Source organism: Myxococcus qinghaiensis (assembly GCF_024198215.1).
In the GTDB taxonomy this organism is placed as follows: Bacteria; Myxococcota; Myxococcia; order Myxococcales; family Myxococcaceae; genus Myxococcus; species Myxococcus qinghaiensis.
Genome location: NZ_JAKCFA010000020.1, coordinates 90,109 through 111,991, shown reverse-complemented (window position 1 = coordinate 111,991; position 21,883 = coordinate 90,109). Strand labels below are relative to the sequence as shown.

The following is a 21,883-nucleotide window of genomic DNA, read 5'->3' as shown; positions in this document are numbered from 1 at the left end:
GCCGTTCCCCGCCTCAAGATTGGGGAACCACTTGCTGCCTTCAAGGGAACACCCGGAGCCGACTCGGATGTCCGCCTGGGGTGTCAGCGGCCCTGCGCTGCCTGCCCACCCTGGAGCCCTCCCACCTCCAACGCCTGGAACAAGAACGCGTACTGGTCCGCGCTGGATTCAATGCTCTTGGCCACCTGGTCGGCGCCACCATGTCCCGCATTCATTTCGATGCGCAGCAGGGCGGGTGACAGGCCGCCAGGTGCGTTCTGCACCGCCGCCACGAACTTGCGAGCGTGCATGGGGTCCACCCGGTCATCGTGGTCCGCGGACATCATCAAAAGCGCGGGGTAGCGCACGTCCGGACGGACATGGTGGTAGGGCGAGTAGGCGTGCAGCGTCCGGAACTCCTCGGCCTTCTCCGCCGTCCCGTACTCCGGAATCCACGTCCGCCCGCTTCCGAAGAGGTGGTAGCGCACCATGTCCAGCAGGGGCACCTGGCACACCACCGCGCCGTACAGTTCCGGGCGCTGAGTCATGGCCGCCCCCACCAGCAGGCCGCCGTTGCTGCCGCCCTGGATGGCCAGCTTCCGGGGCTGGGTGTACTGCTCGCGGATGAGGTACTCGGCGGCGGCGTGGAAGTCGTCGAAGACGTTCTGCTTGTTCGCCTGGCGGCCAGCCTCGTGCCAGGCCGTCCCGTACTCGCCGCCCCCACGCAGGTTGGCCACCGCATACACCCCTCCCGCGTCCAGCCAGGGCAGGATGCTGGCTCGGAAGTTGGCCTCCATGTTGACGTTGAAACCGCCATACCCGTACAGCAGCGTGGGGGCGTTCCCGTCCCGCTTCAGGCCTTTTCGGTACACCAGGAACATGGGCACGCGGGTGCCATCCTTGGAGGGGTAGAAGACCTGGTCCACGGTGTAGGCCGACGGGTCCATGGGCAGCTCCACCTGGGCCCACAGCTCAGACTTCCCGCTCTGGACGGACGTCTTGTAGACGCGCCGGGGCGTGGTGAAGGACGTGAAGACGAAGTACGCCTCGTCCTCGTCCTCCAGGCCGGACAGGTTGGAGGCCGCGCCCACCCCGGGCAGCTCCACCTCGCGCACCCGCTTGCCCCGCAGCGTCGCCACGCGGATGACGGTGGTGGCGTCCTTCATGTACTCCAGCGCCAGGTGCTCCCCGACGACGTTCATGTTCTGGAGCGAGGCCACCGGGTCCTCGGGGACGATCTCCTTCCACGCCGAGCGCTCGGAGTGCGCCGGGTCCACCTCGAACACGCGCTGGCGCGGGGCGCCCTCGTCGGTGTTGACGTAGAAGCGGCCCTTCCAGGCCACGACGTTGTAGCGGGCGCCCTGCCCCTTCACGAGCAGACGGAAGTCCTTCTCCCCGGGCCGCTTCCAGTAGACGTCGTTCTCGTTCCAGCCGCGGAGGATGTAGACGAAGAGGAACTGGCCGTCGCGGCTCAAGTCACCTTGAAGGAAGGTGGACGGGTCACCCGTGTGCGGGTGAACCAGCGCGTCCTTCTTCGGGTCCTCGCCCAGCGCGTGGAAGCGCAGCGTGGTGTAGCCCGGCCGCGCGTCCACGGGGATGGAGGCGTCCGAGGGCAGCCACTCGTAATAGAAGCCCTTGCCGTCCGGCGTCCACCGGGGCTGCGCGTACTTGGCACCCTCGATGACATCCCCCTTCGACCACTGGCCCGAGTCCACGTCCACCACGTGCAGCACGGCCTCGTCGGCCGCGTTGGGCTTCTGCGCGAAGACGAGCTTCTTGCCGTCCCACGAGGGCGCCCACGTGCCCAGCGACACGGAGCCGTCCTGGCTCCAGCCGTTGGGGTCCAGGAGGACTTTCTCCGCGCCCTTCTCGCCGTCACGCCAGTAGAGGACCGCCTTCTCCTTGTCCTTGTGGGTGCGGATGTAGAAGTAGCGGCCCGCGCGCCGGGCGGGGATGGAGATGGAGTCCACGTAGAACAGCTCGCGGAAGCGACGCACCAGCGCGTCCCGGCCAGGCATCTTCGCCAGGGCCTCGCGCGCGACGGCGTCCTGCGCCTTCATCCACGCCTGGACTTCGGGAGCCTTCTCGTCTTCCAGCCAGCGGTAGGCGTCCGGCACCGTCACGCCGTGCACCGTGTCCACCACCGCGTCCACCCGTGTCGCCGGGTATGCCATGCGCGAGTGTTCCTCCTGGGCCCGCGTCCCCTCCGGGGGCGCCTCCCGTTCCGCTGGCTTCGAGCCAGCGCAGGCAGAGAGCATCAACAACAAGGCGGGCAAGGGCAGCCGTGTCATGGAGCCAGCACATACAGAAAGCCCCAGGCCCGTCCCACAAAAACCGTGGGCCGCCTGGCAGGCCGGCCCTCCCGACAGAATGCGTGGGGCGCGTCGGGCCTGCTTCCTGGCCCTTGACGCGCCCCGTCACATCTCAAGGGACCGCCCCTGGAAGAGGCGGCCCCGTCGTCCCGCGCTAGGCGGATTCCTTCTTCGGCTCCGCGGGCTCTTTCTCCGCCGCGGAATGGAGGATGACGGGCTCGCTCTTCTTGAGGATGACCTCCTCGGAGATGAGCACCTCGCGCACCGTCTTGCGGGACGGGATTTCGTACATCACGTCCAGCATGGCCGACTCCAGGATGGAGCGCAGGCCACGGGCACCGGCCTTGCGGCGGATGGCCTCGCTGGCGATGGCCTTGAGCGCGCCGTCGGTGAACTTCAGCGCCACGCCGTCCAGCTCGAAGAGCTTCTTGTACTGCTTGGTGAGCGCGTTCTTCGGCTGGTTGAGGATGTTGATGAGCGCGGGCTCATCCAGCTCCTCCAGCGCGGTGATGATGGGCAGACGGCCGATGAACTCCGGAATCATGCCGAACTTGAGCAGGTCCTCCGGCTCCACGTGCTTGAGCAGCTCCGTGAGGTTGCGCTGCTTCTTCGACTGGATGTCCGCGCCGAAGCCCAGGTTGCGGCCACCCAGGCGCCGCTCAATCACCTGGTCCAACCCGCCGAAGGCGCCGCCGCAGATGAAGAGGATGTTGGTGGTGTCCACCTGCAGGAACTCCTGCTGGGGGTGCTTGCGGCCACCCTTGGGCGGAACGTTGGCCACCGTACCTTCGATGATCTTCAGCAGCGCCTGCTGCACGCCCTCGCCGCTGACGTCGCGAGTGATGGAGGGGTTCTCCGACTTGCGGGCAATCTTGTCGATTTCGTCGATGTAGACGATGCCGCGCTGCGCCCGCTCGATGTCGTGGTCGGCCGCCTGGAGCAGGTTGACGATGATGTTCTCCACGTCCTCGCCCACGTAGCCGGCCTCGGTGAGGCACGTGGCGTCCGCAATCGTGAAGGGGACGTTGAGGATGCGCGCCAGCGTCTGCGCCAGGAGCGTCTTGCCGCTGCCCGTGGGGCCCAAGAGGAGGATGTTGCTCTTCTGGAGCTCCACGTCCTCGAGCGCGACCTTGGACTCGATGCGCTTGTAGTGGTTGTGCACCGCCACCGACAGCGTCTTCTTCGCCCGCTCCTGACCGATGACGTACTCATCCAGCACGGCCTTGATTTCAGAGGGCCGGGGGATGCGCAGCTTGGTGTCCTTGGTCTCCTCGCGGTCAATCTCCTCCGCGATGATGTCGTTGCACAGCCCGATGCACTCGTCGCAGATGTAGACCGTTGGCCCCGCGATGAGCTTCTTCACTTCCTTCTGCGACTTGCCGCAGAAAGAGCAGCAGAGGGTCTGGTTGTCTCGCTTCTCCACGTTCTTGCCCGCCATGAAATCCCTCGCTGCGCCTGTAAAGCCGCCACCCTGCCTCGCGCCACCCGACCCGGCCTCAAAGCAATCTAGTCAGCCCCCATCAGGGACGTCCACGCGCCTTCCCGGTACTTAACAGGGAGAGTGGGTCGGCGCAGAAAGCAGAAAGCCGGAGGCGCGGGGACGAATTCCCGCGGCTCCGGCCACCGGCCGAGGCGTCAAGCCCCGGCGAACCGTTACTTCTTCTCGTCCTTGCCCAGCCCGACGACCTTCCTCGGGTTCTGGATTTCATCCACGATTCCGTAGGCTTTCGCCTCCGTGGCGCCCATGAAGTAGTCGCGATCCGTGTCCTTCTCGACTCGCTCGATGGTCTGCCCGGTGTGCTTGACGATGATCTCGTTGAGCTTCGCCTTCATCCGGAGGATTTCCCGGGCCTGGATTTCGATATCCGTGGCCTGGCCCCGCACCCCGCCCAGGGGCTGGTGGATCATGATGCGGCTGGAGGGCAGCGTGTAGCGCTTGCCCTTCGTCCCGGCGAGCAGGAGCACGGCCCCCATCGACGCCGCCTGGCCCACGCAGATGGTGGACACCGGCGGCTTGACGTACTGCATCGTGTCGTAGATGGCCATGCCCGCCGTCACGGAGCCGCCCGGCGAGTTGATGTAGATGTTGATGTCCTTGTCCGGGTCTTCGGACTCGAGGAACAGCAGCTGGGCGACGATGACGTTGGCCACGTCATCGTCGATTTCGGTGCCCAGCATGATGATGCGGTCCTTCAGGAGCCGACTGTAGATGTCGTACGAGCGCTCACCGCGGTGCGTCTGCTCGATGACGTAGGGAACGGGCATGAAGGGCATGTCGACCTCGAGTAGCGGGCTCTGAAGCTCTTAAGACGGGACGGCTCGGAAGAGAACCTCAGGAATACTTCGCCCGGCCCTTCAGGAATTCAATCGTCTTTTCCTCGCGCAGTCGCAGAGACAACCCGAGGCGCTCGTCCGGACCCTTGAAGTACTTCTTCACGGCGGCCACGGGCTGGCCCGCCTCCACGGCGAGCTGCTCGATGCGCGCGTCCACGTCCGCGTCAGACGCCTGCACGCCCTCCTTGAGGGCGATGGACTCCAAGAGCAGCGTGCCCTTCACTTCCTGGAGGGCCTTCTCGCGCATCTCCTCGCGCAGCCGGTTGAAGTCCAGGTTCAGGCGGCTGGGGTCCACGCCCGAGCGCTGCAGCTGCTGCAGGGCACCCCGCAGCATGGAGTCCATGGCGCGCTCCACCATGGCGCGGGGGACCTCGAACGGGTTGCGCTCCACGAGCACCTTCACCAGGGCCTCGCGCTCGTCGTTGTCCGCTTGCGAACGGCGCGCCTTCTCCATGTCGGTGCGCAGCTTGCCGCGCAGGTCCTCCATGGTCTGGGCGATTCCCGTCTCCTTGGCGAAGTCGTCGTTCAGCTCGGGGCTGATCTCCTTCTTCAGCGCCTTGAGGGTGACGTGGAAGCGGCCCGTCTTCCCCTTCACCTCTTCCACGCGGTAGTCGGCGGGGAAGGCGTAGTCGATGTCCTTGGACTCGCCCACCTTCAGGCCTTCCAGGGCGGCGATCTTCGACTCGACCAGCTCACCGGGCTGCACCTGGACGGTGATGCCCTCGGCCTTGCTGCCGGTGAACGGCTGGCCGTCCACGGTGGCGTCGTAGTCCACGGTGGCGTAGTCGCCGGAGGCCGCCGAGTCGCGGTCCGTCACGGGCTCCAGCCGGCTCAGCGACTGGCGCATGCGGTCCAGCTGCTCGTTGACCTGCTCGTCGGTGACGGACACCTCCGCCTTGGTCAGGGGCAGCTCCGCGTACTCCTTCGCCTCGACCTTGGGCTTGACCTCCACCCGGGCCTCGAAGCTGAAGGGGGCGTCCGCCTTCAGGCCCTGGTTGGTCACCTGCGGGCTGGCGACGACCTCCACGTTGTGCTCGCGCACGGCATCCAGGTAGGCGCTCTGCACCACGCGCTGGATGACCTCGTCCTCGATTTGATCCTTGAAGCGCTGCTCCAGGATGCGGCGGGGAACCTTGCCCTGACGGAAGCCGGGCAGCTTCACCTGCTTGCTCAGCGCGGAATAAGCGCGGTTCAGCTCTTCCGCCACGCGGGCGGACTCGACCTCGATGGAGAGCTTCTTCTCGACGGGAGAGAGCTCTTCGACCTGGACCTTCATACGGGCCTCGCTCGCCGCCGCCTCGGACAGTCGTCCCGAGCGGCGCCGGAAAAGTGGGACGTGCGCGTTTAGGGGATAGGCACGAACGGGTCAACGCGAAATGGGCGAGGAGGGACTCGAACCCTCACACCTTGCGGTACCAGATCCTAAGTCTGGCGCGTCTACCAGTTTCGCCACCCGCCCGGATGCGCCGCGTGCCGTGTTCCGTACATACCGCGAAACGTCCGGTGGACGTCAGCATGCGGCGGCGCCGTGCGGAAAAAGAAACGGGGTCTCTCCATTTCTGGAGAGACCCCGTGATGAGAGCGGAGGGAATCGAACCCACAACCTATGGATTAAGAGTCCATTGCTCTGCCAATTGAGCTACGCTCCCGGCACTGCGCTTGGCCCGTCGGCTGCGTGACGTCCAAGTGGCGGCGGTAACTACAGAAGGCCGCCCGCGCTGTCAAAAAGTATTTTCGTCCCCCCTGCATTCCCGCGCTGAGCGATCACCTCTCGGAGACGCCGAGTCCGGGTGACGCCGCGCCGCCCGCCCCACGGGCTGGCGCCACCGCGGGGTCGCGCGCGGATGAAACAGGCTCCCAGCATCGCTGTTGAACGAGGCCACGTCGGGCCTTTTCGCGACCCGGTCCACCGGAGCGAACAGGCACGCACGGCCCCTTATTCGGGCTTCGCACAGGTGCACCGCCGCGGCACAGGCGGGCGGACGGAGGTCGTCCGCCCTTTTCGCGCAGGACGTATGCAGGAGACGACAGTGAGTGAAGCCAACATGTCCCCCAAGGTGGAAGAAGCGGGTTCGGCGCTCGGCAACTGGAGCCGGGAGCGGATGGAACTCATCCGACGCACCATCTGCCCGCGGGGAATCAGCGAGGACGAGTTCGCCCTCTTCATCGAGCAGTGCAAGCGCAGCGGGTTGGACCCCCTCCTCAAGGAGGCCTTCTGCGTGGCCCGGCGGCAGAACATCGGCAACCGCGAGCGGCCCAACTGGGTGAACAAGTACGAGTTCCAGCCCTCCGAGGCCGGCATGCTCGCCCGGGCCGAGCGCTTCCCGGACTTCAAGGGCATCCAGGCGAGCGCGGTGTTCGCCGAGGACGACATCGTCGTGGACCAGGGGAAGGGCGAAGTCGTTCATCGCTTCAACCCGGCCAAGCGCAAGGGCGCGCTGGTGGGCGCCTGGTCCCGCGTGGTGCGCGACGGGAAGCTGCCCGTGGTGGTGTGGCTGGACTTCAGCGGCTACGTCCAGCAGACGCCGCTGTGGGCCAAGATTCCCACGACGATGATTGAGAAGTGCGCCCGCGTGGCGGTGCTGCGCAAGGCGTATCCGGAGTCCTTCGGCGGCCTGTACGTCCGCGAGGAGATGCCGGCGGACGACTTCGAGCCGGCGGCCGCGAGCCACGTGGAGCCCACGGGCGCCTACGAGGTGTTGGGCGCGCGTCCCGGCCCCGTGAAGGCGTCCTTCCCCACCCTGCCCGCCGCGCCCGCCAAGGAGGAGAAGCAGGCGAGGCTCGACGTCGACGTGCCGCTGGCGCCCCTTCCTCCGAAAGAGTCGGCGAAGGCCGTGGAGGTGGAGGCGAGCGAAGCGCCCCGCCCTGCCCCGTCGCAACCCGCGCCAGGACTGAAGGCCAGCGCGGTGGTGGTCGCCTTCGGCCCGTACAAGGGGAAGACGGCCTCCGAGCTCTCCGACGAGGAGCTGAGCGAGAGCATCGAGCTGGCGAACGAGAAGCTGATGGAGCAGCCCCGCGCGCGCTGGGCCAAGGCGATGCGGGAGAACCTGCTCGCGCTGGAGGCGGAGACGGAGCTGCGCTGCCGCGTGCCCACCGCGGACAAGGGAAACGGCGCCGCGCACGGCGTCTGAATCACGCCCGCACGACGACGTGAAGTCCTCCTCCGCCGGAAGGGCCTCGGCGGAGGACGGGCGACACACGGTGAGGAGTATCGGGAGTCGCTTCGGAGGCGCCGTTGCTCGGGCGCGGCTCATCGGAGTGACGGGGTACTGGAGCGCGCTCGGAGGGACTTGAACCCCCAACCCCTGGGTTCGAAGCCCAGTGCTCTATCCAGTTGAGCTACGAGCGCAGAGTACGGAGGGAAAAACGTGGGCGGCCAACCGGGGTCGAACCGGCAACCTCTGGAGTCACAGTCCAGCGCTCTAACCAGTTGAGCTATGGCCGCCGTTCCGCAACGGCGTTTGAAGCGTGGCTTCCCTACCGTGGAAAGCCGGGCCAGTACAAGGCCCAAATGTCACGGCAGCCAGGTTGGCGCCCCAAGCAGGACTCGAACCTGCGACCCCCGACTTAGAAGGTCGGTGCTCTATCCAGCTGAGCTATTGGAGCTGGCCGGGCCGCCTGCTTCCACTGCGCTACTTAAAATCGGGGCGAGAGGATTCGAACCTCCGACCCCCTGCGCCCAAGGCAGGTGCGCTACCAGGCTGCGCTACGCCCCGAAAAGTAGAGTGCGGCATTGTTGAACCATCGCGGACGGACGCGCAAGGGCAACGTGCCTGACCAGCGCGCTCAAGTGCTGGTGGCGAGCAGCAGCAGCTTCGACTTCATCTTCCGGAAGGCCGCGCCCCGGTGTGACACGGCGGACTTCTCCTCCGGGGTCAGCTCCGCCATCGTCCGGCCACTGTCCGGAAACATGAAGATGGGGTCATAACCGAAGCCACGCGTCCCGCTCGGCGCGTGGCCGATGCGGCCCTCGCACCGCCCCTCCTCCACGTGCGTCCGGCCATCCGGCCACGCCAGGGCCAGCGCGCAGCGGAACGACGCCGTGCGCTTCGCGTCGGGCACCCCGGTCAGCTCCGCGAGCAGCTTCTGGTACCGGGCCTTGTCGTCCCCCGGCGCATACCGGGCGGACAGCACGCCGGGCCGTCCCTCCAGCGCGTCCACGCACAGCCCGGAGTCGTCCGCCAGCGCGGGCAGTCCGGTGGCCCGGGCGTACTCCAGCGCCTTCTTCACGGCGTTGGCCTCGAAGGTGTCGCCGTCCTCCTCGGGCTCGGGGATGGGCGCCAGGTCCGCCAGCGACACCACCTCCACCGAGTCCCCCACCAGCTCGCGCAACTCGCGCAGCTTGCCCTTGTTGGTGGTGGCGAAGAGGAGCCTGGCCGTGCCCGTCGTCATTCGAGCGCCTTGGCCTGCGCGGCGACGAGCTGCTGGATGGCGGCCAGGCCCCCGTCGAGCATCGCGTCCATCGCCTTGCGGTCGAAGAGCTGGTGCTCGGCGGTGCCCTGCACCTCCACCATGCGCCCGTCCCCCGTGGCCACGATGTTCAGGTCCACGTCCGCCTTCGAGTCCTCCTCGTAGTCCAGGTCCACGCGCACCTCGCCGCCCACCACGCCCACGGACACCGCGGCCATGGGCGTCAGCTTGGGCGTCTTGGTGAGCGTGCCCGCCTTCTGCAGCGAGCGCAGCGCGAGCACCAGCGCCACATAGGCCCCGGTAATCGAAGCGGTGCGCGTGCCGCCGTCCGCCTGAATCACGTCGCAGTCCAGCGTGAGGGTGCGCACGCCCAGCGTGGACAGGTCCACCGCGGCGCGCAGGGAGCGGCCGATGAGCCGCTGAATCTCCATGGTGCGGCCGGTCTGCTTTCCCTTGGCCGCCTCGCGGTGGCTGCGCGTGTGCGTGGCCCGGGGCAGCATGCCGTACTCGGCCGTCACCCAACCGGTGCCCTTGCCCATGAGGTGCGGGGGAACGCGCTCCTCGGTGGAGCACGTGACGAGCACCTTGGTGTGGCCGAACTCCACCTGCACGGAGCCCTCCGCATAGCGGGACACTCCGGGGGTGATGATGACGGGGCGAAGGTCCAGCGCACCACGTTGGAAGGAACGCACGGCGAGCTCCTGGGGAAGTGAGGCGAGCGTCCCTTCTCTACCAGAGCCACGACACGCGCGTGGCGTCCGCGTCGCCCGCCTGTCCAATCGCCTGTCCGCTCAGGGGGAGACGGGGCCCGCCACCTGGGCGGGCCTGGCGGCGTCCCGCCGACGCGTCTCTCGCAGGAAGGCGAGCACGCCCTCGCTGATGGCCTCGGCCAGCTTCTCCTGGTAGTCGTCCCGCCCCAGCCGCACGCCCTCCTCTGGATGGGAGATGTAGCCCACCTCGACGAGCACGGCGGGGCACTCCACGCCGGACAACACGAAGAAGGGCGCCTGTTGCACGCCCCGGTCCGCCGCGCGAGTGCGCGCCACCAGCCGGGGGTGGATGGCATAGGCCAGCCGCGAGGAGTCCGAGTGCGCCTCCGTGCGGACCAGGTCGTGGAGGATGAGCGCCAGCGTCGAGTCTCCGCGCGATACGCGGGACATGGGCGCCTCCGCGTTCTCCCGGTCCGCCACCGCCAGGGCCGCCTCGCCCGAGGCACTCGCGGACAGGAAGTAGGTCTCCACGCCCTCGGTGCGCGCGCGCATGCGGGGCGTGGGCATGGAGTTGGCGTGGATGGAGATGAAGAGGTCCGCGCCGTGGTCGTTGGTCATCTCCACGCGCTCGGTGAGCGTCACCAGCGCGTCGCGCTCCCGCGTCAGGTAGACCTCGCCCCCCGCGGCCTCCAGCTTCGAGCGCAGCCGGTGGGCAATCTGCAGCGCCACTTCCTTCTCGCGCAGCGCGCCCGGCCCCTTCGCGCCCTCCTTGATTCCGCCGTGCCCCGGGTCGATGACGATGCGCGCGGGGCGCTCGCCGGCACCCGAGGTGACGGGAACGAGGCAGAGAAAGGCAACGAGGGCCAGGAGGGGGCGGGGGGACAGCGGCATGCCGGGGTGGAATGCTAGCGGAGCCCCACCCCGGGAGCGAAATCCCAGCCCATTCCGGGGTGGGCCGTTCAGCCGATGACTTCGATGGCGGGCCGCCCTGCCCGCACTTCACCGATGAGGGCCGCGTCCACGCCCGCCTTGTCCAGGGCCTTGAGGGCCTTGAGCGCGTCGCTCGCGGGCACGCTGGCCAACAGGCCTCCGTTGGTCTGCGCGTCGGCGAGCACCCACTGAATCGCCTCCGGCAGTCCCTTGGGGAAGCGGACCTTCTTCTGGACGTGGGCCAGGTTGGAGCGGGTGCCACCCGGAACCACCCCCGCCTCGGCCAGCGAGGGCACCTCCGCGATGAGGGGGATGCGCTCCAGGTCGATGGCCGCGCGCGTCTTCGCGCCCGTCATCATCTCCAGCAGGTGGCCCAACAGCCCGTAGCCCGTCACGTCCGTGAGCGCGTTCACCTTGAACTTGCCCGACGCGAAGACCTCGCCCGCGGCGCGGTTGAGCGTCGTCATGACGGCGATGACGCGCTTCTGGAGCTGCTTCGAGGCGAGCCCCCGCTTGATGGCCGTGGTGGCGATGCCCGTGCCCAGCGGCTTGGTGAGCAGCAGCACGTCACCCGGCTTCGCGCCCGCGTTGGTGAGCACCTTCTTCGGGTGCACCACGCCAGTGACGGCCAGGCCGTACTTGGGCTCCGGGTCCCTGATGCTGTGGCCGCCGAGGATGGGGATGCCCGCCTCCTCCGCCTTGGACTGCCCCCCCGCCAGAATCTTGGAGAGCACGGACAGCGGCAGGCCGTCGGGGAAGCCCACGAGGTTGAGCGCGAACAGCGGCTTCGCCCCCATCGCGTAGATGTCCGACAGCGCGTTCGCCGCGGCGATGGCGCCGAACTGGAACGGGTCGTCGACCACGGGCGGAAAGAAGTCCACCGTCTCCACCACGGCGAGACCGGGCGCGAGGCGGTACACCGCCGCGTCGTCATTCGTGTTGAAGCCCACCAGGGCCTGGGGGCCACGGGTGGACTTCAGTCCCCCCAGGATTTTCGACAGGTCCCCGGCCTTGAGCTTCGCCGCGCAACCCGCGCAGTGACTCAGCTCGGTGAGGCGCAGGCGCTTCACCGACTTCGCGTCCGCCACGGCGTGTTCCCCTTTTCGGACCCGCCCGGATGAGGGGCGGGCCCTGTGTACGACTCAGATGATGCGCACGTACTCGCGCTTGAGGAGCTGGACCAGCCCTTCGGCCGTGACGACGTCGTCCGCGTCCGCGCGGTCCAACACACCCACCAGGGTCCCCTGGTTGATGACGAGCTGGAGCACGTCCAACAGCTCCGGCGTCAGCTCCTTGAGCGGCGACGCCAGCGGGACGACCAGCTGGAGCATCGCCTCCGGAGGCGGCAGGCTCGGCTGGAGGCGCTTGAGCTCGTCGAGCTGACGGAGCGCGTCCATCAGCAGCGCCTCCGTGGACGAGTCCAGCTCCACCATGAACTCCTGGCTGTCCGCCGGACGCAGCTCGAAGTCGCCCTGCTCCCAGGTGATGATGCGGTTGAAGCTCTTCTGCGGCCCCAGGTTGTGGTTGTCGCCGATGACCGCGTAGTAGACGCGACCCTGGCGCAGGTAGATCTTCCCCTCCTGGGCGCTGTTGACCACCAGCACGCCGTTCTTCTTGGAGGTGTGGAAGAGCTGGAGCAGGTCCGGCAGGGGGATTTCCTCAATCTTCCCTGTCATGGAGCTGCCCTTGGTGGTGGTCCGCGCGGCCTGGGCGGCGGCGGCCTCCTCCAACTTCAGCTTGGCCATGCCCTCGTCCACGTTGGCGCCGTCAACGCCCTGGTGCACGAGCTTGAGGATGGAGGTCCCGATGAGGATGCGGTCCCCCTCCTTGAGCCCGGCCTGCTTCACCTTCTCGCCGTTGACGAAGGTGCCGTTGGTGGAGCCGAGGTCCTCGATGGTGATCTTCCCACCCGAGAAGCTGATCTTCGCGTGCTTGCGCGAGACCATGTCCTCGACGAGCACCATGTCCAGCTCGCTGGAGCGGCCGATGACGATCTGCTTCTCCGCCTTCAGCGGGAACTCTCCGCCCTGGTACTTCCCGGAGATGAACTTCAGGGCATAGGTCTTCGCGATATCCATGGTCATCAACCCGCCTGCTCCACCTTGCCGGGGTCCTTCACCAGGTTGAGATACATCTGCGCGCTCTTGTTGTCGGGGCTGCGCGCCAGCACGTCTTCCCACACCTGCACCGCCTCCGCCCTGCGTCCAGCGGAGTACAGCGCCACGCCGTACTGGATACGGCCCGGGATGAAGGCCGGGTTCTGCGCGATGACCTGCTCGTACTCGGAGATGGCCGCCACGTTGTCACCCGCGTCGCGCAGGGCGTTGCCCAGCTTGAGGCGGATGTCCACGAACTGGGGACACAGGCCCAGCGCGCGGCGGTACTCCTCAATCGCCTTCTGCCACGCGCCACTGGACGCGTACACGTCGCCAATCTCGCCGTACATGTTGGCGATCTTCTTCTCGACGTAGGGGTCCAGCTCGCCGGGGCCGGTCTTCTGTCGGGACAAGGCGGCCTGGTAGACCTCCTTCGCCTCGGCGTACTTCCCCATGTCGTTGTAGATGACCGCCAGGTTCAGCGCCGCTTCGGTGTACGCCGGATTCAGGTTCAGCGCGGACTCGAACGCCCGCTGCGCCCGGGCGAACTGGCCCTGGTCGTGGTAGATGATGCCGAGCATGTTGAATACGTCCGCGAACGTCGGATTCTGCTCGACGATTTTCGCGAGGTACTGCTCGGCCTGGGCGTACTGCTTCTTCTCGAAGTAGCCGCGCCCGAGGGTCAGTAGCTGCTTGAGGGGCTCTTCCATGACTCGGCCCGTCCTCGGGCCCTGCCTCCGACGCAGGTAGCCTACATGAGCCCGGGCGAAAACAAGAATTCATCACCGTGAAGTGTGAGCGACAGAGACCGTTGGCCCCGGGTGTCCACCGGCCTCGACGGGAGAGAGCCCTGCAGCCGCCAGTGCTCCGTGACGACCGCTTCTTCCCGCTCCAGGCGGATGTACCACGCCTCCGCCCGATAGACGCGTCCTCGCAGCATCTTCAGCTCGTCCCATTCGGGTCCCGCCACTCCGGGATTTCCAGGCGCCAACAGTCGGGACAAGGCCTCCGCGTCCGCCGTCTCGAGCGCGCGGCGCCGGGCCTCCAGCGCGGCGACGACGGCCACCAGCCGAGGCGCGGCGGAGGGCTCCGGCGTCCAGTCACCGTCCTTCAAGACGAAGGGCACCCGCTCCACCCCGGCGGTGCCCACCTGGGTAGCGCCCAGGCTTCCCTCGAAGTCGAGGGTGGCGAAGGCCTCCGCCCGCTTCGCTCCGGGCTCCACCGTCACCGTGATTCGGGCGAAGTGGAGCTCCTGGGAGGTGAGCGGAACGGCCGAGTGGGGGATGGGCAGGGAAAGCCCGTAGGCCTCGGTGCGCTTCAGGGCGGTGATGACCTCCGCCTCGGGCCCGGCGGCGAAACCCAGGAGCCGGGGGATGAGCACCGCGCAGGCGGCGAGCACCGCCAGTCCGGCGATGACCAGGCCGCCCAGGCGGCTCCACTCCTCCGTCGTCCTCACGTGCCCAGCATGCGCTGGGCCTTCTCCGCGGCGGGAGTCCCGGGCAGGCGGCGCAGCACCTGGCGCAGCGTCTCCTCCGCGCGCTTCGGGTCATTCAGCTTCACGTAGGCCGCGTGGAGGTCGAAGAGGGCCTCCTCCTCGACGGGCGTGCCCGGGTACTTGACGAGCAGCCCCTCCAGGCGCTGGGCGACGGCCTTCCAGCGCTCGCGCTTCGTGTAGAAGCGGGCCACGTACAGCTCGTGCTCGGCCAGCCGCTTGCGCGCCTCGTCCGCGTGCTTCTTGGCCTCCGGGGCGTACTGCGAATCCGGATACTGGCGGAGGAACTCCTCCATGGTGGACAGCCCCGCGCGAATCTCGGCCTGGTCCTTCTCCTCCGAGGGCGGGAGGGCGAAGAAGTCGGAGGGGTAGTCCTCCACGTGGGTGAGGGCGGAGCGGAAGGCCGCGTAGTCCACCTTGGGGTGGGTGGGGTGGAGCTTGATGAAGGACTGGTACTGGTCCCGGGCCTCCGGGAAGGCCTCGCGGGCGAAGTCCAGGTCCGCCAGCCGCAGCTCCGCCTCGCGCGCGGCTTCCTGGTAGGGGAACTTGGCGCGGACGTACTCGAAGTACTTCTGGGCCTTGAGGAAGTCCTTGTTCTCCAGGGCATCGCTGCCGAGCAGGAGGTTCTCCTCGGCGGTGACGGCGTAGTCGGGGTCTCCGCCCTGGCTGCCGGAGAGGGCGGCGCAGCCGGAGGTGAACAGCAGGACGGTGGTCAGGAAGGCGACGGCGGAACGCATCGACGCCACGCTATTCGTCCGGCCCCGAGGGGTCCAGCGAAGGTTCGCCCAGGAGCTGATGGATGACGTCCTGGGAGAATCCACGACCCGACAGGAACCGGGCCGCGCGGGCCCACGCCTTCCCGTCGGGCGGGCGAGCCGACAGCCCGCGCTTCTCCAGGGCGGTGCGCGCCGCGGCGACGGCGTCGAACGCCACCGTGGCGCGGGCGGCGTCGAGCGCGCTTCGGGCCTCGTCCTCCGAAAGCCCATGCGCGTGGAGGCGCTGGAGGACGGCGGCGGGGCCCTTGCCACCGCTCAGGAGGGAGGCGGCGCGCTCACGGCCGAAGCGAACGTCGTCGAGATAACCCCAGCCCTGGAGCCGGGCGAGCGCGGCATCGCACACGGAGGCGGGGAAGCCCTTGCGCTCCAGGGCCTGGAGCAGCTCGTGGCGGGTGCGGGCACGGGCGGCCAGCAGCTTGAGGCCCGCATCCGTGGCGCGCTGGACGGCCTCCGGTCCTTCATCCTCCGAGAGCATGGCGGGATACGTAGCATGTGGTAACAGGCGCGGGCATGCACCCTGTCCTCGCCCGCTTCCTCACCGCCGATGTCGCGAAGGAGACGCTCCGCAAGCAGCAGGCTGGAGAAGCCCTCTCCCCGGAGGAGCAGTCCTTCACCGAGACCGCCAAGGCACACCCGCACGAGGCCTCCATCCTGATGGATGTGGGAGGCCGCATCCTGTCCTCGGATGCCCAGGCCGCGCTCGTGCTGCTGGCGGCCCATGCGTCCGCGCGCGCGCTGCTGGACGACGCGGAGCTGGGGGAGCCGGCCCGCAAGGCCCGCGAGGCGCTGGCCGAGGAAGGCGCCAGCGAGGAGGAGACGGATGCGTTCATCGCCTCCATCCTCCTGGAGGAGGCCTTCGGCTACGCGCAGGACGTGGACTCGTTCGACCGTGACTACGTGAAGGAGTCCCTGAGCGAGGTACCCGCGCTGGCGGCGCTCACCAAGGAGGCGGTGGATGCCCTCCGCCTCGGGTTCGTGAAGAGCGCGACGGACGAGGGTGAGCGCAAGGTGCGGGAGACCATGGCGCGCGCGCTGTTCGACATCGCCTGGGAGGAAGGGCCCGCGCCCATCAACCCCGAGCACATCGAGGCGGTCATCGACGCGGAGATCGCCAACAAGCCCGAGGAGGAGCAGGAGGCCAAGGTGCACGCCACCGCGCAGTTGCTCCAGGTGCTCGCTCGCGAGGGCCTCATGGGACCGCTGCGCCTGTCACGCCTGCGCGCCATGCTGGGCGAGGAAGACGCGTAGGCGCTTGCGTCGAGGCCAGGCCCGTTCGCGGGCCCGGAGCGACTCGAAGTGGCGGGTACCCTGCCCTGCCTCCGCGGATCCGCCAGGCCGGAGTGCTCGAACGGCCCGCTCGTCCGCTGATACGGGCGACTCGGGCTCTCGATGCGCCTACTCAGGCGTGCCGGCCCATCTGGTGAAACGGAGCAGTTCCTGCTCAGAGCGACTCACCCAGGCGCACCGTCCAATCAGGCAGTGCGGAATGGCGCCCACGCAAAGCGATTCGCTCAGGCCAAGGCGGCCCATCCGTTGAAGCAGATGGGCCCGGCCATCCCTCAGAAACGTTCGATCTGGAAGTCGTCGTCCCCACCCGCCGCTGGCGCGGGAGCCGGGGCTGGCGCGGGCGCCGGACGCGGGGGCACGGGCGCCGGAGGCCTCGCGGCCTGAGCGGGCGCGGGCGGACGCGCGGCGGCGGGCGCCATGGGCGGCCCCGGACGCTGGGCCTGGGCGGGCACCGGCGTGGGCGGAGCAGCCGGCGGCGGAGCGGCGGCCCCCGTGGGCGCGCCCTTCTGCGCGAAGGCGGCCGAGCCGGGAATCGGGCGGGCATCGCCGGGCTTCGCGTCGAAGTTGTCCCACTTCGAGTCGGACGTGCCGCTGATGCCGGAGAAGCGCAGCGCGAAGTCGTCCGGGTTGGACGCCTGGCGGTGGGCCTCCTCGTACGTCACCAGTCCCTGTCGCACCAGGCTCATCAACGACTGGTCGAAGGTCTGCATGCCGTAGGAGTCGGTGCCCTGGGCGATGGCGTCGTGAATCTCCTTCGTCCGGTCCTTGTCCTCGATGAGCTCGCGCACGCGCGCGGTGACTCGCAGCACTTCGACGGCGGCCACGCGGCCCTTGCCATCCGCGCGCGGCACCAGTCGCTGGCTGACCACGCCCTTGAGCACGCTCGCGAGCTGGATGCGCACCTGCTTCTGCTGGTGCGGAGGGAAGGCGGAGACGATGCGGTTGACCGTCTCCGTCGCGTCCAGCGTGTGCAGCGTCGACATGACGAGGTGGCCCGTCTCCGCCGCGTGCAGCGCCGTTTCGATGGTCTCGTGGTCTCGCATTTCGCCCACGAGGATGACGTCCGGGTCCTGGCGCAGCGCGCTCTTGAGCGCCTGCGCGAAGCTCATCGTGTCCACGCCCACTTCGCGCTGGTTCACGATGGAGCGCTTGTCCCGGATGAGGAACTCGATGGGGTCCTCAATCGTCATGATGTGGCTGGTCTCGTTGGCGTTGATGTGGTCGATCATCGCCGCCAGCGTCGTGGACTTGCCCGAGCCCGTCGTCCCCGTCACCAGCACGAGGCCGCGCTCCTCTCCGCAAATCTTCGCCAGCACCTGCGGCAGCAGCAGGTCCTGCATGGTCATCACCTTGAACGGGATGACTCGCAGCACCGCGCCCACCGTGCCACGCTGCTGGAAGACGTTCACGCGGAAGCGGCCCAGGCCCGGAACGCCGTACGCCAGGTCCACCTCGTTGCTCGACTTGAACTTCTCCTTCTGGAACTCGTTCATGATGCCGAAGGCCATGCGCGCCACCTCCTCCGGAGGGAGGCGACGGCCGTCCTTCAACGGCACCAGCGAGCCATCCACCCGGAACATGGGCGGCAGACCTGCCTTGAGATGAATGTCGGAGGCACCGCCGCGCAGGGCGATCTGGAGAATCTCATTCAGTTCCATGGGCGCCTGGAATCGTAGCAGACGCCCCCGCGCCGAAGCGACCGAGGGAAACAGTGAGTCCCGGAAAACACCACGGCGGAGACCCTCGTGAGAGAGCCCCCGCCGCGGGAGACAACCGAGCAACCAACCTGAGCGGTTAGCGCTTGGAGAACTGGAACCGGCGACGCGCGCCCGGCTGACCGTACTTCTTGCGCTCGACCGCGCGAGCATCGCGGGTGAGGAAGCCGGCCTTCTTCAGCGCCGGACGGAACTCCGGGTTGAAGGCGCACAGGGCGCGGGCGATGCCGTGACGGATGGCACCGGCCTGACCGGAGAGACCGCCGCCGCGAACGTTCACGGTGACGTCGAGCTTCCCCTTCTGCTCGAGGATCTCGAGGGGCTGATTGAGCACCATCTTCGAGGTCTCACGACCGAAGTAGTCGTTGATCTCCCGACCGTTGACGGTGACCTGACCCGTGCCGGGACGGAGCCACACGCGGGCGGTGGCCTCCTTGCGGCGGCCGGTGGCGTAGAAACCGAGCTCTTGGTGAATGGGCATGGACGTTGTCTCCCTTACGCCTCGACCGCGAACGCGGCCGGCTTCTGGGCGGCGTGCGGGTGGGTGTCACCTGCGTAGACCTTCAGCTTCGTCATCATCTGCCGACCGAGCGCGTTGCGGGGCAACATGCGACGCACGGCGTTGAGGATGACGTCCTCGGGGTGACGCTGACGGAGCTTCTCCAGGTTGGTGATCTTCAAGCCACCCGGGAAACCCGCACGAGAGTGCCGGTAGTAGAGCTTGTCCTGCTCCTTGGTCCCCGTCACCTTCACCTTTTCGGCGTTGATGACGATGACGTGGTCGCCCGTGTCGATGGACGGCGTGTAGATGGCCTTGTGCTTGCCCTTGAGGAGGGTGGCAATCTGGCTCGCCGCGCGGCCCAGCACCTTGTCGGACACGTCAACGACGTGCCACTGGCGCTTGATGTCCCCAGCCTTCGCGCTGTAGGTCTTCTGCGACATTTCTTGCACTCCAAACTTCTCGCGGCCGCCAGGTGCATGCCGGGGGACCGCTGAACGTGCCTAACCAACCGCAGGTCCGCCGTCGAAACTCCACGGAGGCCTGGAAAGGCCGACCCTCCTAGTCGGCATGGAGGATCAAGTCAAGGTTGGCGGGGCCTCGGCCCTGGAATGCTCGCCTGCCGCCCCCACCCCACCCTACCGCCCGGGCACCCCACCGCCCCCCGGGGCCCCGGGCGCCGGCTTCTTGAAGCGCTCCTTCAGGTTCGCGAAGAAGTTCTTCTCCTCCGGCGTGGGGTCGCCCTGACGCGGCGCGTCCATGGAGACGTGCTCGGCGACCTCGGGGGGCAGGTCCTCCAGGAAGCGGGAGGGCGTCCGAGGCACCTCCTTGCCGCGCTTCACCCGGGTGACGGCGCGGGTGAGGTACAGCAGCTCCTTGGCGCGGGTGATGCCCACGTAGCAGAGGCGGCGCTCCTCCTCGAGGTTCTGCGCCTCGCCCTGCATGCCTCCGTGGGGCATCAGGTCCTCCTCCATGCCGATGAAGAAGACGAGCCGGTACTCCAGGCCCTTGGAGGCGTGCACCGTCATCAGCGTGACGCGGCGGTTGGCGCCGGGCACGTCGTCTTCCTCCTCCTGCTTGGTGTCCAGGCTGAGGCGGTTGAGGTACGTCAGGAGGCTGGCCTTGGGGCCCTCGCGCTTCTCGAAGCGCTCCAGCGAGCCGAGCACCCCGTCCACGCCCTTGAGCTTCTTGTCCGCGCTGGTGGCGCTGGGAGCGTGGGCGCGCGTGGCCTCGCGGAAGCCAATCTCCTCCAGGAGCTTGCGCGTCACCGTGGCCAGCTGGCCGTGCTCGTACGCGGCACGGTAGCGCTCCACCAGCTCCACGAACTCGCGGACCTTCTCGCCGGCGCCGGGGGGCAGGTCTTCGTATTCGGTGGCCTTGCGCATCACCGTCCACAGGGTGACGCCCTCGGAGCGCGAGTGCCCGTGCAGCCGCTCCATCGTCACGTCGCCAATGCCCCGGGACGGGACGTTGACGATGCGCATGAGGGAGATTTCGTCCAGCCGGTTCACGATGACCTTGAAGTACGCGATGACGTCCTTCACCTCGCGCCGGTCGAAGAACTCGCTGCCTCCGACGACTTCGTAGGGGATGCCCTTCTCGCGCAGCATCTCCTCCACCGGGTGGGACTGGCCGTTGGTCCGGTAGAGCACCGCGATGTCGTCCTCGGGGACGCCCAGCGACACGTGCTTCTGGATTTCGTGCGCGACGAAGCGGGCCTCCTCCTCGTCATTGGGGCACGCCACGATTTTCACCTTGGGGCCGCCCTTGCGGTCGGTCCACATCTGCTTGGCCTTGCGCTCGGGGTTCTTCGCGATGACGGCGTTGGCCGCGTCCAGCACCATCTGCACGGAGCGATAGTTCTGCTCCAGCCGCACTTCCTTGCCGCCCGGGAAGAAGTGGTCGAAGTGGAGGATGTTGCGCACCTCCGCGCCGCGCCACGAGTAGATGCACTGGTCGTCGTCACCCACCGCGCACACGTTGCGCGACTCGCCAGCCATCAGCTTGAGCACGTCCAACTGGGCCAGGTTGGTGTCCTGGAATTCGTCCACCAACAGGTAGCGGAAGCGGCGCGTGTACTTGACGTAGAGGTCCGAGTGCTCGCGCAACAGGCGCGCGGGCAAGAGGAGCAAGTCGTCGAAGTCCACCGAGCCCTGCGCCTTCAGCGCGAGCTGGTAGTCCGGGTACACCATGTGGGTGATGAGGTCGTAGTCATCACCGATGCCCTCCGGCTTGGGCTCCGGGGACTTGCCGGAGTTCTTCGCCTTGGAGATGAGGTTGAGGACCTTGCGTGCGTCGAAGGCGCGGTCGTCGATGCGGTGCTCGCGCATGGCGCGGCGGATGATGGCCAGCTGGTCGCCCATGTCCGCGATGGCGAACTTCTTGGGCCACCCCAGGCGGTGGATGTCCTCGCGGAGCATCTCCGCGCCAAAGGCGTGGAAGGTGCACACCAGCACGCCCTGCGCACGCGGCCCGGCCATGTGGACCAGGCGCTCCTTCATCTCCGTGGCCGCCTTGTTGGTGAAGGTGACGGCGAGGATGTTGCGAGCCAGGATGTGGTCTGGTCGCTCGTTGAGCAGGTGGACGATGCGGTGGGTGATGACGCGGGTCTTCCCGCTGCCAGCGCCCGCGAGGACCAGCAAGGGCCCCTGGAGGGTAACCACGGCCTCGCGCTGAGGAGGGTTGAGCTTCGAGAGGTCCATTGCGCGCGGGCCGGGGATACCCTTTGATTCGCCCGTGCGCGACAACTTTCTCCTCCGCCTCTCCGCCGCCCTGCTCGCGCTCGCTCCGGGTGTCGGATGCCTGGAGCGTGACGCCGCCTTGAGCGAGGTGGAAATCTCCGTGCCGGCCGCGAGCGCGCCCTGCGTGTACTTCAAGTCGCTGGCCCCCTTCCTCCCAGAGGCGCTGGAGGGCTTCACCGTCGCGCGGACGCAGGGCTCCACCGGCAAGTACGGGGAAGTGTCCGTGTCCGAGGCCGAGCGCCTGTTCACCCGAGGTGAGGGGCGAGAGGTGAAGGTGCGCATCGTGGACACGACGATGGGCGAGAAGATTGGACAGGCCATCCGCGACGCGGCGGACCGGGCCAAGGGCCGGGCGCCCAGCGACCCGGCGGCGCCCATCCACTGGAAGGACGCGGTGGGCTTCGTGAGATACGACGCGGAGGAGGCGCTGGCGGAAGCCAATCTCCTGGTGGGGGACCGCTTCGTGGTGGCCGTCACCAGCCGAGGCTTCCCGGGGACGGTGGAGGTGCGGCGGGTGGCGCGAGGAATCGACCTGGCCGGGCTGGCCCGGCTTCAGTGAGCCCTGCAGAGAGCCCCAAAGAGAGCCCTGACGACGGGCAAGG

Annotated in this window: 20 protein-coding genes and 6 tRNA genes; 3 read left to right on the top strand and 23 right to left on the bottom strand. The window is 68.0% G+C overall.

All coding sequences use genetic code 11. The features are described 5' to 3' along the window. Nucleotides 1–83 precede the first annotated feature (83 nt). From LZ199_RS32445 to LZ199_RS32420, 6 genes are all read right to left on the bottom strand, one after another. Nucleotides 84–2,153 carry a prolyl oligopeptidase family serine peptidase gene (locus LZ199_RS32445; RefSeq protein ID WP_253997620.1) on the bottom strand — a complete coding sequence of 690 codons (2,070 nt, stop codon included), beginning with the start codon at nt 2,151–2,153 and terminating at the stop codon, nt 84–86. Nucleotides 2,154–2,445: 292 nt separating this feature from the next. Continuing rightward, entirely contained in the window at nt 2,446–3,729 is a 1,284-nt protein-coding gene (clpX, locus tag LZ199_RS32440; protein ID WP_253997619.1) for an ATP-dependent Clp protease ATP-binding subunit ClpX, read from the bottom strand. A gap of 215 nt (nt 3,730–3,944) precedes the next feature. Beyond that, nucleotides 3,945–4,565 (bottom strand): ATP-dependent Clp endopeptidase proteolytic subunit ClpP, encoded by a 621-nt coding sequence (clpP, locus tag LZ199_RS32435; RefSeq protein ID WP_253997618.1) that lies wholly within the window; start codon nt 4,563–4,565, stop codon nt 3,945–3,947. Nucleotides 4,566–4,623: 58 nt separating this feature from the next. Next, nucleotides 4,624–5,901 carry a trigger factor gene (gene tig / locus LZ199_RS32430; protein WP_253997617.1) on the bottom strand — a complete coding sequence of 426 codons (1,278 nt, stop codon included), beginning with the start codon at nt 5,899–5,901 and terminating at the stop codon, nt 4,624–4,626. A gap of 101 nt (nt 5,902–6,002) precedes the next feature. Next, nucleotides 6,003–6,084, bottom strand: a tRNA-Leu gene (locus LZ199_RS32425). Nucleotides 6,085–6,201: 117 nt separating this feature from the next. Further along, nucleotides 6,202–6,274: transfer RNA gene (locus LZ199_RS32420), tRNA-Lys, on the bottom strand. A gap of 396 nt (nt 6,275–6,670) precedes the next feature. Here LZ199_RS32420 and bet point away from each other — a divergent pair. Further along, complete coding sequence (gene bet / locus LZ199_RS32415; protein ID WP_253997710.1) at nt 6,671–7,756, top strand: phage recombination protein Bet; 1,086 nt, start codon at nt 6,671–6,673, stop codon at nt 7,754–7,756. A gap of 144 nt (nt 7,757–7,900) precedes the next feature. Here the strand turns inward: bet and LZ199_RS32410 are convergent. The 13 genes from LZ199_RS32410 to LZ199_RS32350 form a co-directional block, all read right to left on the bottom strand. Further along, nucleotides 7,901–7,974, bottom strand: a tRNA-Arg gene (locus tag LZ199_RS32410). A gap of 22 nt (nt 7,975–7,996) precedes the next feature. Beyond that, nucleotides 7,997–8,070 (bottom strand) — tRNA-His (locus tag LZ199_RS32405). Nucleotides 8,071–8,154: 84 nt separating this feature from the next. Next, nucleotides 8,155–8,231 (bottom strand) — tRNA-Arg (locus LZ199_RS32400). 36 nt (nt 8,232–8,267) lie between these two features. Further along, nucleotides 8,268–8,341: transfer RNA gene (locus tag LZ199_RS32395), tRNA-Pro, on the bottom strand. A 70-nt stretch (nt 8,342–8,411) separates the two neighbouring features. After that, the gene (locus LZ199_RS32390) at nt 8,412–9,017 is read right to left on the bottom strand and encodes an XTP/dITP diphosphatase (RefSeq protein WP_253997616.1); all 606 of its coding nucleotides are present in this window, start codon (nt 9,015–9,017) and stop codon (nt 8,412–8,414) included. Continuing rightward, a complete protein-coding gene (gene rph, locus LZ199_RS32385) occupies nt 9,014–9,727 on the bottom strand; it encodes a ribonuclease PH (protein ID WP_253997615.1) in 714 nt (237 codons plus the stop codon). Before rph ends, LZ199_RS32390 begins: the two co-directional genes overlap by 4 nt. 99 nt (nt 9,728–9,826) lie before the next feature. Continuing rightward, complete coding sequence (locus LZ199_RS32380) at nt 9,827–10,636, bottom strand: N-acetylmuramoyl-L-alanine amidase family protein (protein ID WP_253997614.1); 810 nt, start codon at nt 10,634–10,636, stop codon at nt 9,827–9,829. A 68-nt stretch (nt 10,637–10,704) separates the two neighbouring features. After that, nucleotides 10,705–11,745: a selenide, water dikinase SelD gene (selD, locus tag LZ199_RS32375; protein WP_253997709.1), complete on the bottom strand. Its 1,041-nt coding sequence runs from the start codon at nt 11,743–11,745 to the stop codon at nt 10,705–10,707. 72 nt (nt 11,746–11,817) lie between these two features. After that, the gene (locus tag LZ199_RS32370; protein WP_253997708.1) at nt 11,818–12,753 is read right to left on the bottom strand and encodes an FHA domain-containing protein; all 936 of its coding nucleotides are present in this window, start codon (nt 12,751–12,753) and stop codon (nt 11,818–11,820) included. 5 nt (nt 12,754–12,758) lie between these two features. Next, complete coding sequence (locus LZ199_RS32365) at nt 12,759–13,481, bottom strand: tetratricopeptide repeat protein (RefSeq protein WP_253997613.1); 723 nt, start codon at nt 13,479–13,481, stop codon at nt 12,759–12,761. Between the two features lie 41 nt (nt 13,482–13,522). Then, the gene (locus LZ199_RS32360) at nt 13,523–14,227 is read right to left on the bottom strand and encodes a hypothetical protein (protein ID WP_253997612.1); all 705 of its coding nucleotides are present in this window, start codon (nt 14,225–14,227) and stop codon (nt 13,523–13,525) included. Further along, nucleotides 14,224–15,000 carry an outer membrane protein assembly factor BamD gene (locus LZ199_RS32355; protein ID WP_253997611.1) on the bottom strand — a complete coding sequence of 259 codons (777 nt, stop codon included), beginning with the start codon at nt 14,998–15,000 and terminating at the stop codon, nt 14,224–14,226. Before LZ199_RS32355 ends, LZ199_RS32360 begins: the two co-directional genes overlap by 4 nt. A 10-nt stretch (nt 15,001–15,010) precedes the next feature. Beyond that, the gene (locus LZ199_RS32350) at nt 15,011–15,514 is read right to left on the bottom strand and encodes a regulatory protein RecX (RefSeq protein ID WP_253997610.1); all 504 of its coding nucleotides are present in this window, start codon (nt 15,512–15,514) and stop codon (nt 15,011–15,013) included. Between the two features lie 35 nt (nt 15,515–15,549). On the opposite strand from LZ199_RS32350, the gene LZ199_RS32345 reads away from it, so the two are divergent. After that, nucleotides 15,550–16,287 carry a hypothetical protein gene (locus LZ199_RS32345; RefSeq protein ID WP_253997609.1) on the top strand — a complete coding sequence of 246 codons (738 nt, stop codon included), beginning with the start codon at nt 15,550–15,552 and terminating at the stop codon, nt 16,285–16,287. A 311-nt stretch (nt 16,288–16,598) separates the two neighbouring features. Here LZ199_RS32345 and LZ199_RS32340 read toward each other — a convergent pair whose 3' ends face one another. The 4 genes from LZ199_RS32340 to LZ199_RS32325 form a co-directional block, all read right to left on the bottom strand. Further along, nucleotides 16,599–17,984, bottom strand: a complete 1,386-nt coding sequence (locus LZ199_RS32340; RefSeq protein ID WP_253997608.1) for a type IV pilus twitching motility protein PilT — start codon at nt 17,982–17,984, stop codon at nt 16,599–16,601. 136 nt (nt 17,985–18,120) lie between these two features. Further along, nucleotides 18,121–18,522, bottom strand: coding sequence for a 30S ribosomal protein S9 (gene rpsI / locus LZ199_RS32335; protein WP_163866807.1), 402 nt, complete (start codon nt 18,520–18,522; stop codon nt 18,121–18,123). A gap of 14 nt (nt 18,523–18,536) precedes the next feature. Beyond that, nucleotides 18,537–18,983 carry a 50S ribosomal protein L13 gene (gene rplM, locus LZ199_RS32330; protein ID WP_253997607.1) on the bottom strand — a complete coding sequence of 149 codons (447 nt, stop codon included), beginning with the start codon at nt 18,981–18,983 and terminating at the stop codon, nt 18,537–18,539. A 195-nt stretch (nt 18,984–19,178) separates the two neighbouring features. After that, nucleotides 19,179–21,242, bottom strand: a complete 2,064-nt coding sequence (locus LZ199_RS32325; RefSeq protein ID WP_253997606.1) for an ATP-dependent helicase — start codon at nt 21,240–21,242, stop codon at nt 19,179–19,181. Nucleotides 21,243–21,276: 34 nt separating this feature from the next. Between LZ199_RS32325 and LZ199_RS32320 the strand changes: the two genes are divergently transcribed. Beyond that, on the top strand, nt 21,277–21,840 hold the full coding sequence (locus tag LZ199_RS32320; RefSeq protein WP_253997605.1) for a hypothetical protein: 564 nt from the start codon (nt 21,277–21,279) through the stop codon (nt 21,838–21,840). Nucleotides 21,841–21,883 lie beyond the last annotated feature (43 nt).

Coding starts and splice junctions, on each gene's coding strand:
- bet (WP_253997710.1), top strand. CDS start 6,671: ATGTCCCCCAAGGTGGAAGAAGCGGGTTCGGCGCTCGGCAACTGGAGC.
- LZ199_RS32445 (WP_253997620.1), bottom strand. CDS start 2,153: ATGGCATACCCGGCGACACGGGTGGACGCGGTGGTGGACACGGTGCAC.
- LZ199_RS32370 (WP_253997708.1), bottom strand. CDS start 12,753: ATGGATATCGCGAAGACCTATGCCCTGAAGTTCATCTCCGGGAAGTAC.
- LZ199_RS32390 (WP_253997616.1), bottom strand. CDS start 9,017: ATGACGACGGGCACGGCCAGGCTCCTCTTCGCCACCACCAACAAGGGC.
- LZ199_RS32340 (WP_253997608.1), bottom strand. CDS start 17,984: ATGGAACTGAATGAGATTCTCCAGATCGCCCTGCGCGGCGGTGCCTCC.
- clpP (WP_253997618.1), bottom strand. CDS start 4,565: ATGCCCTTCATGCCCGTTCCCTACGTCATCGAGCAGACGCACCGCGGT.
- rplM (WP_253997607.1), bottom strand. CDS start 18,983: ATGTCGCAGAAGACCTACAGCGCGAAGGCTGGGGACATCAAGCGCCAG.
- LZ199_RS32325 (WP_253997606.1), bottom strand. CDS start 21,242: ATGGACCTCTCGAAGCTCAACCCTCCTCAGCGCGAGGCCGTGGTTACC.
- tig (WP_253997617.1), bottom strand. CDS start 5,901: ATGAAGGTCCAGGTCGAAGAGCTCTCTCCCGTCGAGAAGAAGCTCTCC.
- clpX (WP_253997619.1), bottom strand. CDS start 3,729: ATGGCGGGCAAGAACGTGGAGAAGCGAGACAACCAGACCCTCTGCTGC.
- LZ199_RS32350 (WP_253997610.1), bottom strand. CDS start 15,514: ATGCTCTCGGAGGATGAAGGACCGGAGGCCGTCCAGCGCGCCACGGAT.
- rpsI (WP_163866807.1), bottom strand. CDS start 18,522: ATGCCCATTCACCAAGAGCTCGGTTTCTACGCCACCGGCCGCCGCAAG.
- LZ199_RS32365 (WP_253997613.1), bottom strand. CDS start 13,481: ATGGAAGAGCCCCTCAAGCAGCTACTGACCCTCGGGCGCGGCTACTTC.
- LZ199_RS32380 (WP_253997614.1), bottom strand. CDS start 10,636: ATGCCGCTGTCCCCCCGCCCCCTCCTGGCCCTCGTTGCCTTTCTCTGC.
- LZ199_RS32355 (WP_253997611.1), bottom strand. CDS start 15,000: ATGCGTTCCGCCGTCGCCTTCCTGACCACCGTCCTGCTGTTCACCTCC.
- LZ199_RS32345 (WP_253997609.1), top strand. CDS start 15,550: ATGCACCCTGTCCTCGCCCGCTTCCTCACCGCCGATGTCGCGAAGGAG.